The sequence below is a fragment of the Antrihabitans stalagmiti genome (genome assembly GCF_016482825.1).
GTDB classification, from domain to species: domain Bacteria; phylum Actinomycetota; class Actinomycetes; order Mycobacteriales; family Mycobacteriaceae; genus Antrihabitans; species Antrihabitans stalagmiti.
This window is the reverse complement of record NZ_JAEMNV010000005.1, coordinates 332330-346766: the sequence shown is the minus strand read 5'-3', so window position 1 is coordinate 346766 and position 14437 is coordinate 332330. Positions and strand designations below refer to the sequence as shown.

The 14437-nt window shown below is 63.4% G+C and carries 11 protein-coding genes; all 11 read left to right on the top strand.

The window, feature by feature from the left end:
- Nucleotides 1-135 precede the first annotated feature (135 nt).
- The 11 genes from JGU71_RS17940 (at nucleotide 136) to pyk (ending at nucleotide 14437) form a co-directional block, all read left to right on the top strand.
- Nucleotides 136-528 carry an allophanate hydrolase-related protein gene (locus JGU71_RS17940; protein WP_199705639.1) on the top strand — a complete coding sequence of 131 codons (393 nt, stop codon included), beginning with the start codon at nucleotides 136-138 and terminating at the stop codon, nucleotides 526-528.
- A 58-nt stretch (nucleotides 529-586) separates the two neighbouring features.
- Nucleotides 587-1390, top strand: a complete 804-nt coding sequence (locus JGU71_RS17935; RefSeq protein WP_199705638.1) for a hydroxypyruvate isomerase family protein — start codon at nucleotides 587-589, stop codon at nucleotides 1388-1390.
- Between the two features lie 43 nt (nucleotides 1391-1433).
- Nucleotides 1434-2315: a 2-hydroxy-3-oxopropionate reductase gene (locus JGU71_RS17930; protein ID WP_199705637.1), complete on the top strand. Its 882-nt coding sequence runs from the start codon at nucleotides 1434-1436 to the stop codon at nucleotides 2313-2315.
- A gap of 60 nt (nucleotides 2316-2375) precedes the next feature.
- Nucleotides 2376-4163: a glyoxylate carboligase gene (gcl, locus tag JGU71_RS17925; protein ID WP_199705636.1), complete on the top strand. Its 1788-nt coding sequence runs from the start codon at nucleotides 2376-2378 to the stop codon at nucleotides 4161-4163.
- Nucleotides 4164-4165: 2 nt separating this feature from the next.
- The gene (locus tag JGU71_RS17920) at nucleotides 4166-5317 is read left to right on the top strand and encodes a glycerate kinase (protein WP_199705635.1); all 1152 of its coding nucleotides are present in this window, start codon (nucleotides 4166-4168) and stop codon (nucleotides 5315-5317) included.
- A complete protein-coding gene (gene alc / locus JGU71_RS17915) occupies nucleotides 5314-6354 on the top strand; it encodes an allantoicase (protein WP_199705634.1) in 1041 nt (346 codons plus the stop codon). Before JGU71_RS17920 ends, alc begins: the two co-directional genes overlap by 4 nt.
- The gene (allB, locus tag JGU71_RS17910; RefSeq protein ID WP_199705633.1) at nucleotides 6351-7694 is read left to right on the top strand and encodes an allantoinase AllB; all 1344 of its coding nucleotides are present in this window, start codon (nucleotides 6351-6353) and stop codon (nucleotides 7692-7694) included. Before alc ends, allB begins: the two co-directional genes overlap by 4 nt.
- A gap of 138 nt (nucleotides 7695-7832) precedes the next feature.
- The gene (locus tag JGU71_RS17905) at nucleotides 7833-9374 is read left to right on the top strand and encodes an NCS1 family nucleobase:cation symporter-1 (RefSeq protein ID WP_199705632.1); all 1542 of its coding nucleotides are present in this window, start codon (nucleotides 7833-7835) and stop codon (nucleotides 9372-9374) included.
- Between the two features lie 53 nt (nucleotides 9375-9427).
- Nucleotides 9428-10168 (top strand): aspartate/glutamate racemase family protein, encoded by a 741-nt coding sequence (locus JGU71_RS17900; RefSeq protein WP_199705631.1) that lies wholly within the window; start codon nucleotides 9428-9430, stop codon nucleotides 10166-10168.
- Between the two features lie 85 nt (nucleotides 10169-10253).
- The gene (gene aceE / locus JGU71_RS17895; protein WP_199705630.1) at nucleotides 10254-13010 is read left to right on the top strand and encodes a pyruvate dehydrogenase (acetyl-transferring), homodimeric type; all 2757 of its coding nucleotides are present in this window, start codon (nucleotides 10254-10256) and stop codon (nucleotides 13008-13010) included.
- The gene (gene pyk / locus JGU71_RS17890) at nucleotides 13010-14437 is read left to right on the top strand and encodes a pyruvate kinase (RefSeq protein ID WP_199705629.1); all 1428 of its coding nucleotides are present in this window, start codon (nucleotides 13010-13012) and stop codon (nucleotides 14435-14437) included. Before aceE ends, pyk begins: the two co-directional genes overlap by 1 nt.

The following is a 14437-nucleotide window of genomic DNA, read 5'->3' as shown; positions in this document are numbered from 1 at the left end:
GGGTCGGCGCCCGTTTCCATGCTCCGCGCTAGCGGTATACCACCCTTGACAAACACGAGCCGAAGCGGTTCACTAATACCACAAAACGAAATATTACTTCCACAATATGGAAGTCAAACCAAGGGAGTGCCTGACATGGCTGAGTTGTTCTGCAACGGCGGCGCAATGCGAGGCGGGAACCTGCACCACAACGTGGCGCAGCACAAATTCGTCGGTGCGGCACGAACGGCTCCGATCTACCGGTTCTTCTCCGTCCGCGACGAGTTTCCGGCCCTCCTGCTGAGCGAGGACGGCGGCGCAGCCATCGAGGGCGAGCTGTACGACGTGCCCATGGACAACATCCGAACCGACTTCCTGCCCGACGAGCCGGCCGAGCTCGAACTCACCGTCATCGCCTTGGACGACGGCAGGTCTGTCCTGGCAGTCGGTCTACGGCCCGGCTATCTCGAATCGATCCCGGAGCAACTCACCGAGATCACCGAGCACGGCGGGTGGCGCAAGTACCGCGGGCTTCCCGAACAAGACTGAACTGCAACGCAATCCGACCACAGAATCCGCAAACAGACCACGAAGGACGCGCAACGACATGGACCCTTTCGCATACACCGTCAACTGCTCGATCCTGCTGACGGACCTCCCGCTGCTGGAGCGCCCCCAGGCGGCGCGCGACGCTGGATTCGATTCGGTCGAGTTCTGGTGGCCGTTCGACACCGCTGTACCCGCCGATCGCGACGTCGACGCCTTCGTTCGCTCGATCGAAGCTGCTGGTGTCGCGTTGACCGGCCTGAACTTCGCTGCAGGAGACATGCCGGCCGGCGACCGTGGACTGCTCTCGAATCCCGCGGCGGTCAGCGAATTTCGCGACAACATCGACGTCACGATCGGCATCGGAAAGCGGCTGGGCACAAAGGGTTTCAACGCGCTCTACGGTAACCGCATCGAAGGGATCGACCCGGCCGAGCAGGACGAGATCGCTGCCGAGAACCTCGCGGAAGCGGCCCGGGCAGCCGAGCGTATCGGCGGCGTCGTCCTCGTCGAACCTGTGAGCGGCGCACCGGCGTACCCGCTCAAACTCGCGAGCGACGTCGTAGCGGTCATCGAATCGGTCGAAAGCCGTTCCGGCGTAACGAATCTTCGCCTGCTCGCCGACCTGTACCACCTGCAGGTCAACGGAGACGATGTCGGTGCGGCACTCGACACCTACGCAGCCCGCATCGGCCACGTCCAGATCGCCGACGCACCTGGTCGCGGCGAGCCCGGCACCGGTGACCTGGATCTGCGGCGCTACCTGAAGCAGTTGGCAGCCAACGGATATGCCGGCGCAATCAGCCTCGAATACAAAGCCACCCGTCCCGACACCTTCGACTGGCTGCCGGCCTTCACGGCCTGAAGCAGTCGGTTCCCCAGATTTTTCCAGTTAGGAGCAATTCGCTATGAGCACAATCGCATTCATCGGTCTCGGCATCATGGGCAGCCCCATGGCCGTCAACCTCGCAAATGCCGGCCACAGCGTGTCGGGCTACAACCGCACGCCGGACCGCACCGAGCCACTGGTGAAAGCCGGCGGTAGCGCAGCGGATTCGATCGCGGACGCCGTTGCAGAGGCAGACGTCGTCGCGATCATGGTGCCCGACTCTCCCGATGTCGAAGAGGTACTCGTCGGCGAAGACGGCGTGTTCGACAACGCGAAGCCCGGCACCTTGATCATCGACTTCTCGAGCATTCGACCCGATGTCACCGCGCGCCTTGCCACGCAAGCGACCGAACGCGGGTTCGCGCTCATCGACGCCCCTGTATCGGGCGGCGAGCCCGGCGCCATCAACGCGGCGCTCTCGATCATGGTCGGTGGCGCAGCAGAAGATTTCGAGCGGGCCAAGCCCGTGCTCGACGCTGTCGGCAAGACGATCGTCCATGTCGGCCCGAGCGGGTCCGGCCAGACCGTCAAAGCGGCCAACCAGCTGATCGTTGCGGCCAACATCCAAGTGCTTGCCGAGGCGATCGTGTTCCTCGAGGCGTACGGCGTCGACACCGCTGCCGCTGTCGAGGTACTTGGCGGCGGCCTTGCCGGCTCAGCCGTGCTGAATCAGAAGGCGCAGAAGATGCTCGACCGCAACTTCGACCCCGGGTTCCGAATCGACCTGCACCACAAGGACCTCGGCATCGTGACCGCAGCGGCCCGCGAAGCCGGTGTCGTCGTACCACTCGGTGCCGTCCTCGCTCAGCTTATGGCGTCTGCCCGTGCGAACGGCGACGGCGGACTCGACCATTCCGGTCTGTTCCGCGGAGTCGAGCGACTTTCCGGTCGCACCAGCTGAATTCCTGTCCCTTACCTACCTTCCGATAGATCCACACACACCGATAGACGGAGATTTGTCATGCCTCGAATGCGGGCCGCGGACGCGGCCGTGAAGATTCTGGAGCTCGAAGGAGCAATGCAAGCGTTCGGTTTGCCCGGCGCGGCCATCAACCCCTTCTACTCGGCGATGCGCTCGCACGGCGGCATCAAGCACGTGCTCGCCCGCCACGTCGAGGGCGCGTCACACATGGCCGAGGGCTACACGCGCGCCAAGTCGGGCAACATCGGAATCTGTATAGGCACCTCGGGGCCTGCTGGCACCGACATGATCACCGGCCTGTATTCCGCTATGGCCGACTCGATTCCGATCCTCGCGATCACCGGCCAGGCGCCCGTCGCCAGGCTGCACAAGGAAGACTTCCAAGCCGTCGACATCTCGTCGATCGCCAAGCCCGTGACCAAGATGGCGATGACCGTGTTGGAGCCCGCTCAGGTGCCGGGAGCCTTTCAACAGGCATTTCATCTCATGCGTTCGGGTCGGCCGGGTCCGGTGCTGATCGACCTGCCGATCGACGTCCAGTTGGCCGAGATCGACTTCGACCCGGACACCTACGAACCGCTGCCGGTGTACAAGCCTGCCGCGTCGCGCAGGCAGGCAGCCAAGGCGCTCGACATGCTGACCGCGTCGGCGCGGCCGCTGATCGTCGCCGGTGGTGGCATCAACAATGCGGGCGGTGAGGATGAGCTCGTCGAGTTGGCCGAACTGCTCGATGTTCCGGTTGTTCCCACGCTGATGGGGTGGGGCATCATTCCCGACGACCATCGCCTTGCCGCAGGCATGGTCGGTCTGCAGACCTCGACCCGTTACGGCAACGCGTCCATACTCGCGTCCGATTTCGTGATCGGCATCGGAAACCGTTGGGCCAACCGGCATACCGGTGGCCTGGACACCTACTGCAAGGGCCGCAAATTTGTTCATGTCGACATCGAACCGACGCAGATCGGCCGCATTTTCGCGCCCGACTACGGCATCGTGTCCGACGCCAAACTCGCGATGCTGCAGATGATCGAGGTCGCGAAGGAACGTAAGGCTGCGGGCACTCTGCCCGATTACACCGACTGGGTTGCCGAATGTGCCGAGCGCAAGCGAACGATGCAGCGCAAGACGCACTACGACAACATCCCCGTGAAGCCGCAGCGTGTGTACGAGGAGATGAACCGCGCCTTCGGTCGGGACACCCGCTACGTCAGCACAATCGGTCTTTCACAGATCGCCGGCGGCCAGTTCCTGCACGTCTACAAGGCCCGCAACTGGATCAATCCAGGCCAGGCCGGGCCACTCGGCTGGACGATTCCAGCGGCACTCGGCGTGCTGACCGCCGATCCGACGGCCAATGTCGTTGGTCTGTCGGGCGATTACGACTTCCAATTTATGATCGAGGAGCTTGCCGTCGGCGCGCAGTTCAACCTGCCGTACATCCACGTCGTCGTGAACAACTCCTATCTAGGCTTGATTCGCCAAGCCCAGCGAGCCTTCGACATGGACTTCTGCGTGCAGCTCGGCTTCGACAACATCAACGCCGACGATTCGATGACCCAGGCCAAGGGCTACGGCGTCGACCACGTCCGAGTCGCGGAAGGCATGGGCTGCAAGGCAATCCGCGTCAGTGACCCTGCCGAAATCGCCGGTGCCCTACATCGGGCAAGGGAACTCGCGAACGAGCACAGGGTCCCTGTCGTTGTCGAGGTCATCCTCGAAAAGGTCACCAACATCGCGATGGGCACCGAGTTGGACAACGTCTCCGAGTTCGAGGACATCGCGGCCAGTTGGTCCGATGCGCCGACCGCACTGATGATGCTGGACTAGCCATGCATGTGCTGATCGCGCCGGACAAGTTCAAAGGGTCGCTGACCGCAGCGGAGGTCGCCGACGCGCTCGCCGCGGGTATCGCCGATGCCGGATGCGGTTGGACCACAGTGCAACTCCCGATTGCCGACGGCGGTGACGGAACGGTGGCCGCCGCCGTCGCCAACGGGTGGACTCCGGTGGGTGTATCGACCACCGGGCCGACCGGTCGGCCGCTCGTTGCGAACTACGCGGTACGTGGCGACCGTGCGGTCGTGGAACTAGCTTCCGCTGTCGGACTGGACAAGCTGCCGGGCAGAGTTCCGGATCCATTGGGCGCCAGTACCTTCGGCCTCGGCACGGTGATCGCGCACGCGCTCGACCACGGTGCGAAAGACATTGTCGTCGGGATCGGGGGGAGCGCGTCGACGGACGGCGGCGCGGGCTTGTTGCAGGCTCTCGGTGCAAGAGTCGTCGACGCCGATGGGGGAGATGTCGGTCCGGGCGGTGGCCAATTGCTGCGAGCGGTTCGCCTCGACCTCGCTGACCTGCACCCAGCGGTACGCGAGACGCGGTTTCGTGTCGCGTGTGATGTCGACAACCCACTGCTCGGATCGCACGGCGCGACTGCCGTATACGGCCCGCAGAAGGGCGCTACCAGCAGCGATCTGCTCGTACTCGAGGCCGCCATGTCCCAGTGGGCACAGGTCGTCACCGCCGCCGTAGGCACCGACGTTGCAGGCACTCCCGGTTCCGGCGCCGCCGGTGGCACCGGCTTTGCACTCTTCGCCGTGCTCGACGCCGTTGCCCATCCAGGTATCGAGCTCGTCCTCGAACTCGTCGACTTCGAGTCCTACCTCGCCGACGCCGACCTCGTGATCACCGGTGAAGGCTGCTTGGACAACCAGACTCTGCACGGCAAAGCGCCGGCCGGAGTCGCCGCGGCCGCACGCAGGCGCGGCGTACCCGTACTTGCCGTCGCAGGTCGCAGCCTGCTGACCGCAGAGGCGCTACTCGCCGCCGGAATCACCCGCGCTTACCCGCTTTCCGAGCTGGAGCCGGACCCGGAGACCTCGATCGCGAATGCGGCAGCGCTGCTTCGCAAACTGGGTCCCCGCATCGTCGAAGAACACACCGAACCGAGCATCACCACGCGACAAGGAGCCGCATCATGACCAACCAATTCACAGGTCTACCCGACCTTGCCTCGCGCGCCCTCGGCGGTAGCGTGTCGGCCGCCAACGACGAACTGTTCGCCCAGCGGGAGAACCTGATTCGGCCCGAGGCGCCCTTCTTCGATCCGAACGAGTTCGGCCACAAAGGCAAGGTGTACGACGGATGGGAGACGCGGCGCCGCCGCGAAGAAGGGCACGATTGGGCGATCGTTCGTCTCGGTGCCGCAGGCATCGTCCATGGCGTCGTCGTCGACACCGCATACTTCAAAGGAAACTACCCGCCCTTCGTGTCGGTAGAGGCCGCCTCGATCGACGGGTATCCGTCTATCGACGAACTCGAGAATGTGCAGTGGCACACGATCGTCGAGAAGTCGCCCGCCGAAGGCCACACCGCCAACGAGTACGCCGTCACCGACCGCCACTGCTGGACGCACGTCCGCCTCTCCATCTACCCCGACGGTGGCGTTGCCCGCCTGCGTGTGCATGGCGAGGTCGTGGCAGATCCCCGATTCCTCAGCGGCACAATCGATCTGCTTGCCGCCGAGAACGGTGGTCACCTCACCGATTGTTCGGATGCTTTCTACGCATCGCCCGCGAACATCATCATGCCCGGGCGCGCACGCAACATGGGGGAAGGCTGGGAGAACTCGCGCCGGCGTAACGGCGGCAACGATTTCGCCGTCTTCGCACTCGCCGCGGCAGGCTCGGCACGTTACGTCGAGATCGACACAAGCTACTACGTCGGCAATGCGCCGGGCTGGGTGTCGTTGAGCGCGATCGATACTCGCAAGTCCGACCTCGCCGACGCTGCCGCCTGGTTCGACCTCCTGCCCCGCACCGCGGTTCAACCCGACACCCGGCATCGGTTCCTGCTCGAAGGTGACACCGCCGCAACACATCTGCGACTCGACGTCTACCCGGACGGCGGCCTGTCCAGGCTTCGTCTCTTCGGTGAACTCGATGCCGAATCCGCTACCCAGGCCTACCAGCGGTGGCTCGATGCGCAGCCGGGCGACGCCGAGGCGGTCGGGCGATGAGTGAGCCGCTCGACCTCATCTTCCGTGCGCCGCGCGTCATCACCGGAGCCGGAGAAGTCGCTCGTTGCATAGGCATTCGGGACGGCCGGATCGTCGCGATCGAGCCACTCGATTCGGTACTCGAAGCCAAGGAGACGATTCAGCTCGGCGACGACGAAGTGCTGATGCCCGGCCTCGTCGACACGCACGTGCACGTCAACGAGCCTGGCCGCACCGAGTGGGAGGGTTTCGCGAGCGCGACGCGCGCCGCGGCTGCTGGTGGCGTCACGACCATCGTCGACATGCCCCTCAACAGCATTCCCGCCACCGTCGACGTCTCCGCTTTGGAGATCAAACAGAAGGTCGCTGCGGATCAGGCCTACGTCGACGTCGGGTTCTGGGGTGGCGCGATACCTGGCAACGTGCCCGAGTTGCGGGCACTGCACGACGCGGGTGTATTCGGATTCAAGTGCTTCCTGCTGCATTCCGGCGTCGACGAGTTTCCGCCGCTCGACGCGCAGGAATTGGAGATCGCGCTGCGCGAGGTCGCGTCCTTCGGTGCGCTGATGATCGTGCACGCCGAAGATGCGCACAGTATCGACCGCGCGCCGTCACCGAACGGTGAGCGCTATTCCGACTTCCTCGCCTCGCGCCCGCGTGGTGCCGAGAACCTCGCGATCGCAGAGGTGATCGAGCTCGCTCGCTGGACCAATTGCAGGGTCCACATTCTGCATCTGTCGAGTTCGGATGCGCTGCCGATGATCGCGTCCGCACGCAACGACGGAGTTCGGCTCACAGTCGAAACCTGTCCGCACTACCTGTCGTTCGTCGCCGAGGGAATACGCGCGGGGGCAACACAATTCAAGTGTTGTCCGCCGATCAGGGAAGCGTCGAATCGCGAGCTGCTCTGGCAGGGGCTTGCCGACGGCGTTATCGACTGCATCGTGTCCGACCATTCGCCGTGCACGGAGGAGTTGAAACGCTTCGACATCGGCGACTTCGGTGTCGCGTGGGGCGGTATCGCGTCGCTGCAGCTCGGTCTGCCTGCCATCTGGACCGAGGCACGGCGCCGCGGGCACAGCCTCCTCGAGGTCGTCGCGTGGATGGCCGAGAACCCCGCCAAGCAGGTCGGTTTCACCACCAAAGGTCATATCGCCCTCGGATACGCCGCCGATTTCGCAGTATTCGCACCCGACGAGGCCTTTGTGGTCGACGCGAGTCGACTGCAGCACAAGAATCCCATCAGCGCGTACGACGGACTGCCCCTGGCTGGTGTGGTCCGCAGCACGTGGCTCGCAGGCACTCGGATCGACATCGACGAGGCGCCTCGCGGACGTTTGTTGACCCGCGGTACGGCGTAAATCGTATATACCTCTCCGAACCCTTGACCCCTCCTTGTTAGCTGGGTCACACTAAGTCTTAACAAACGGAATTAAAGTTCCACAATACGGAATATCAAACGCGACGCATCGCCGCATCACGCAAGGACTCAATATCCGATGCTCATCGACCGACCCCGCGCACCGAAGCAGCCCGAGATCGCCAACCAACCCGTGATCCCGGTACTCCAGAAGTCAGCTGTGTCTCCCGAACCGCTCACGCTCAGCACCCGGCTCTACAACGCCGATCTGGCACCGACCAAGGTCGAGGGCAGGCGGTGGAGTGGCTACAACATCTTCACGCTCTGGGCGAACGATGTGCACAGCCTCGGCAACTACGGGTTCGCGCTAGGCCTCTTCGCCCTCGGTCTCGGTGGCTGGCAGATCCTGCTCGCGCTCGGCATCGGATCCGCGCTCCTGTTCGTCCTGCTGACCATCTCCGGGTACATGGGCCACAAGACCGGAATTCCGTTCCCGGTGATGGCCCGTATCGCATTCGGGGTTCGAGGCGCGCAGTTGGCGTCTCTCATCCGTGGCGGTGTTGCCATCGTCTGGTTCGGAATCCAAACGTTCCTCGCCTCGCTGGTGCTGCGCGTCTTGCTGATCGCAATCTTTCCAGGGCTCGAGAGCATGGATCAGAATTCGATCCTCGGGCTGTCGACACTCGGGTGGATCACCTTCGGCGCCCTGTGGCTTCTCCAGACCTACGTGGTCCAGCACGGCATGGACATGATTCGCAAGTACGAGGCCTTCGCCGGGCCGATCATCCTGGTGACCTTGGCTGCGCTGGCCATCTGGGTCCTTGTCGAGGCCGGCGGCACGATCGCCTGGTCCACAGCCGACCATCTCACCGGTGGCGTCATGTGGCGGGAAATCTTTGCCGGCGCGGCACTGTGGGTTTCCATCTACGCGACGTTCGTCCTCAACTTCTGCGACTTCACCCGTGCCTGCAAGACCCGTAAATCGATCTTCCACGGAAACTTCTGGGGCATCCCGATCAACGTGCTGTTCTTCGGTGCCATCGTCGTCGTGATGGCCGGTGGGCAGTACAAGATCAACGGCGAGATCGTCGCCAGCCCTGCCGACGTCGTCAACGCAATTCCCAACACGCCTCTGTTGGTCATCGCCTCCCTGGCGCTGATTATCCTGACCGTCGCGGTCAATCTCATGGCAAACTTCGTCGCGCCGATCTACGCACTCACCAATCTCTTCCCGCAGAAGCTCAACTTTGCTCGCGCTGGGCTGGTCAGCGCTGTCATCGGCCTCGTCATCCTGCCGTGGAACCTGTACAACAGCCCGGCCGTGATCAACTACTTCCTCGGTGGCCTCGGCGCGCTGCTCGGTCCGCTGTTCGGCATCATCATCGCCGACTACTGGCTCATCAGGAAGGCCAAGATCAACGTTCCCGAGTTGTACACGGATGCACCCTCGGGCGCGTACTACTACCGCCACGGCATCAACCCACGCGCGCTTGCGGCGTTCCTTCCCGCTGCACTGTCTTCGCTGGCTATCGCGTTCGCGCCCGTGCTCTCCTCGCTGGCGGCCTTCGCCTGGTTCATCGGTGCGGGTCTCGGCGCGGTGATCTACTTCGCCCTCGCCGACCGTACGGTGACGTTCGACGACGTCTCCGGTGAATCGATCGCCGTCGAAAGCGTTCACTGAGCCGAAATAGCAACGGCTGCAACAGTCAATCCTGAAACATTCGGAGAGAATCCATGAAAATCCTTGTCGTGAACGTCAATACGACCGAATCCATGACTGCATCGATCGGCAGGCAGGCCCAGTTGGCTGCTGCGCCTGGAACCGAAATCGTAGCGCTGACACCACGATTCGGCGCCGAGTCGGTGGAAGGCAACTTCGAGAGCCATCTTGCCGCGGTCGCCGTGATGGAAGTTGTCAGCACCTACACCGAGCCGTTCGACGCAGTCATCCAGGCCGGATTCGGCGAGCACGGGCGGGAAGGGCTGCAGGAACTCGTCGACGTCCCGGTCGTCGATATCACCGAAGCGGCGGCGATGATCGCGATGCTGATCGGCCGAAGCTACTCAGTAGTAACAACTTTGGATCGCACGGTCCCCATGATCGAAGATAGGCTCACCCTCGCAGGCCTGTACACTAGGTGTGCGTCGGTACGTGCCAGTGATGTCTCGGTATTGGCGTTGGAGGAAGATCCCGAACAAGCGGTCGAAGCAATCGTCGTCGAGGCCGAGAAGGCAGTACGCGACGATCGCGCCGAAGTGATCTGTCTCGGGTGCGGCGGAATGGCCGGCCTCGACGAGCGGATTCAGCAGCGGTGCGGAGTACCTGTTATCGACGGTATCAGTGCCGCGGTCACATTGGCCGAATCCCTTGTCTCGATGCATCTTTCGACCTCCAAGGTCCGCACGTACGCAACGCCGCGTCCGAAGAAGATCACCGGTTGGCCGATCAGCGCAGTTCGATCGATGCAGCCGTAAGCAGTATTTCTCGAAAAGCAATATCCCAAGCTTGTTTACCCACGATCGGGCGGACGAGCATCGAAACGCGCCCACCACCGCGCGGATGAGGAGCACCATGTCGATCGATGTCACCCAGCTGAGCCGAGAAGGAGTCGCGTCCTACCTGACCGACCTCGACCCGGAGGAAACCGACGAGTGGCTGGAGTCGCTCGACAACCTCCTTCGACAATCCGGCTCCGAGCGCGCGCGCTACCTGATGCTCCGTCTGCTGGAGCGGGCAGGGGAGAATCGCGTCTCGATTCCTGCGCTGACATCGACCGACTACGTCAACACCATCCCCACCGAGAGCGAGCCCGCCTTCCCCGGCGACGAGGATGTCGAGCGTAGGTTCCGCGCCTGGATCCGCTGGAATGCAGCCGTGATGGTGCACCGCGCACAGCGCCCCGGCGTCGGCGTCGGTGGACATATTTCGACCTACGCGTCCTCGTCGTCGCTGTACGAGGTCGGTTTCAACCACTTCTTCCGAGGCAAGGATCACCCCGGCGGCGGCGACCAGATCTTCATCCAGGGCCACGCATCGCCCGGCATCTACGCGCGCGCGTTCCTCGAAGGCCGCATTCCCGCGGAACGTATGGACGGGTTTCGCCAGGAGCACTCGCACGCAACCTCGGGCGGCGGCATGCCGTCCTACCCGCACCCACGGCTGATGCCCGAATTCTGGGAATTCCCGACGGTGTCCATGGGCCTCGGTCCGATGAACGCCATCTACCAGGCCCGCTTCAATCACTACTTGAACGACCGCGGTATCAAGGACACGACCGACCAGCACGTCTGGGCGTTCCTCGGCGACGGCGAGATGGACGAGCCGGAGTCTCGCGGGTTGGCCCACGTCGCTGCGACCGAAGGCCTCGACAACCTCACCTTCGTCGTCAACTGCAACCTGCAGCGGCTCGACGGACCCGTCCGCGGCAACGGCAAGATCATCCAGGAACTCGAGTCGTTCTTCCGTGGCGCCGGCTGGAATGTCATCAAGGTCGTGTGGGGTCGTGAGTGGGACGCGCTGCTGCGTGCGGATCCGGACGGCGCCCTCGTCAATCTGATGAACACGACACCGGACGGCGACTTCCAGACCTACAAGGCCAACGATGGCAGTTACGTGCGCGACAACTTCTTCGGTCGCGATCCGCGAACCAAGGAACTCGTCGCCGATTTGAGCGATCAAGGCATCTGGAATCTGAAGCGTGGTGGGCACGACTACCGCAAGCTGTATGCCGCCTACGCGTCCGCCGCGGCCCACAAGGGTCAGCCGACGGTCATCCTCGCCAAGACGATCAAGGGCTACACACTCGGCAAGAGCTTCGAGGGCCGTAACGCGACCCACCAGATGAAAAAGCTGACGCTGCAGGATCTGAAAGATTTCCGTGACCTGCAACGGATTCCGATCTCAGACGCCGATCTCGAACGCGATCCGTATCTACCGCCGTACTTCCACCCAGGCAACGATGCGCCCGAGATCAAGTACATGCTCGACCGACGTCGCGAGCTCGGTGGCTTCCTTCCCGAACGGCGCACGGCTGCAAAGCCTTTGACTCTTCCGGGCGACGAGGTCTACAAGTCGGTCCGCAAGGGATCCGGCAAACAGGAAGTCGCGACGACGATGGCCGTCGTCCGAATCCTCAAAGAGCTGTTGCGGGACAAGGAGATCGGCAAGCGAATCGTGCCGATCATCCCCGACGAGGCGCGCACGTTCGGCATGGACTCGTGGTTCCCGACGCTCAAGATCTACAACCGCAACGGCCAGCTCTACACCTCTGTCGACGCAGAACAAATGTTGTCCTACAAGGAATCCGCGATCGGACAGATCCTGCACGAGGGCATCAACGAGGCCGGCTCGACCGCGTCGTTCACCGCCGTCGGCACCAGCTACGCCACGCAGGGCGAGCCGATGATTCCGCTCTACATCTTCTATTCGATGTTCGGCTTCCAGCGCACCGGTGACGGACTGTGGGCAGCCGCGGATCAGATGGCGCGCGGATTCGTCCTCGGCGCCACCGCGGGACGAACCACGCTCACCGGTGAGGGTCTGCAGCATGCAGACGGGCACTCGATGCTCCTGGCGTCGACGAATCCTGCTGTCGTAGCTTACGATCCGGCGTTCTCCTTCGAGATCGCGCATATCGTCAAGGACGGTCTGCGTCGTATGTACGGCGGCACACCCGGTGTGGACGGCTTCGGCGGCGAGAACATCTTCTACTACATCACCGTCTACAACGAGCCCTACCGACAGCCTGCCGAGCCGGACGACCTCGACGTCGAAGGACTGTTGAAAGGTATCTACCTCTACAAGAAGTCGACGACCGACGGACCCAAGGCGCAGATCCTGGTTTCGGGGGTCACCGTGCCGGACGGCCTTCGTGCGCAGGAACTGCTCGCCGACGAGTGGGGAGTCAGCGCGGACGTCTGGTCCGTGACGTCATGGAACGAACTGCGTCGCGACGGAGTTCGTGCCGAGAAGAACAAGCTGCGGGATCCGGGCGCAGGCTACGAGGCGCCGTACCTCACCAAGGTGCTGTCGGAAGCGCAGGGACCGTTCGTCGCCGCCTCGGATTGGGAACGCGCTGTGCCCGACCAGATCCGGCAGTGGGTGCCAGGCGAGTACACAACGCTCGGCGCAGACGGTTTCGGCTTCTCCGACACCAGAAATGCCGCTCGTCGCGTCTTCAACATCGATGCCCAGTCGATCACCGTTGCCGTGCTGGCAGCCCTCGACACCGACAAAGCCGTTGCGGCAGCGAGTAAGTACCGAATCGACGACGTGCACGCGGCGCCGGCCCAGACTTCCGATGGCGGGGTTGCCTGATGACTCGAACGTTGCGTAGAACGCGAATCGTCTGCACACTCGGCCCGGCAACGGCGAGCGAAGAGCGAATCAAGGAACTGGCCAACTGCGGCATGGACGTGGCGCGCCTCAACTTCAGCCACGGTGAACATGCCGACCACGCAGCGAATTTCGATCGCGTGCGGAAGGCTGCCGACGACACCGGTCGCACGATCGGGATCATGGCGGACCTGCAGGGTCCGAAGATCAGGCTCGGCCGGTTCGCCGAGGGCTCGACGATCTGGAACGTCGGCGAAGAAGTCCGAATCACCGTCGAACCATGTATCGGCACCCACGATCGGGTGTCGACGACGTACGACCAGCTTGCGGACGACGCCAAGGCCGGCGATCGATTCCTTATCGACGACGGACGAATTGCGTTGGACGTCATCGCAATCGAAGGTCCCGATGTGGTGTGCCGCGTTGTCGTCGGCGGTCCGGTTTCCGACAACAAGGGGCTGTCGCTGCCCGGTGTGAACGTCTCGGTTCCCGCGTTGTCCGCCAAGGACATCGCCGATCTGGAGTTCGCCCTCGAGCTCGGAGTCGACTTCGTCGCACTCTCGTTCGTCCGGTCGCCGCACGACATCGAGCCGGTGCATCGCGTGATGGACAGACTCGGTCGACGCGTGCCTGTGATCGCAAAGCTGGAGAAGCCGGAGGCGGTCGATCATCTGAAGGAGATCGTCGCGGCGTTCGATGCGGTCATGGTGGCGCGTGGCGATCTCGGTGTGGAACTGCCACTCGAACAGGTCCCGCTTGTGCAGAAGGATGCGATTCAGCTGGCCCGCGAAAGTGCGAAGCCGGTCATCGTCGCAACCCAGATGCTCGACTCGATGATCGAAAACGCTCGTCCGACGCGCGCCGAGGCTTCCGACGTCGCCAACGCGGTCCTCGACGGTGCCGACGCGGTGATGTTGTCCGGCGAGACGTCGGTCGGTAAGTACGTTTTCGACACCGTGTCGACGATGGATCGGATCATCACGGCCGTCGAAGGCCGTTCGACGTCTGCGCCACCGCTCACGCTGGCACCGCGTACGAGGCCGGGCGTTATCGTCTCAGCGGCATTGGACGTAGCCGAGCGTTTGGACGCGGCAGCGATCGTCGCGTTCACGCAGTCGGGAGATACGGTCCGGCGGTTGGCGCGGTTGCATACCGATCTACCGTTGCTCGCGTTCACTCCGCGCGCCGACGTGCAGCGACAACTGTCGCTGACCTGGGGGACAGAGACGTTCCTCGTCGATCCAGTCGAGTCGACAGACGACATGGTCGAACAGGTCGACCGAGCACTGCTGGAACTCGGCCGTTTCGAGCGTGGCGACACCGTCGTCATCGTCGCCGGTTCGCCGCCCAACACGGTCGGGTCGACGAATCTAGTTCATATTCACCGGCTCGGAGAAAACGACCGGTAA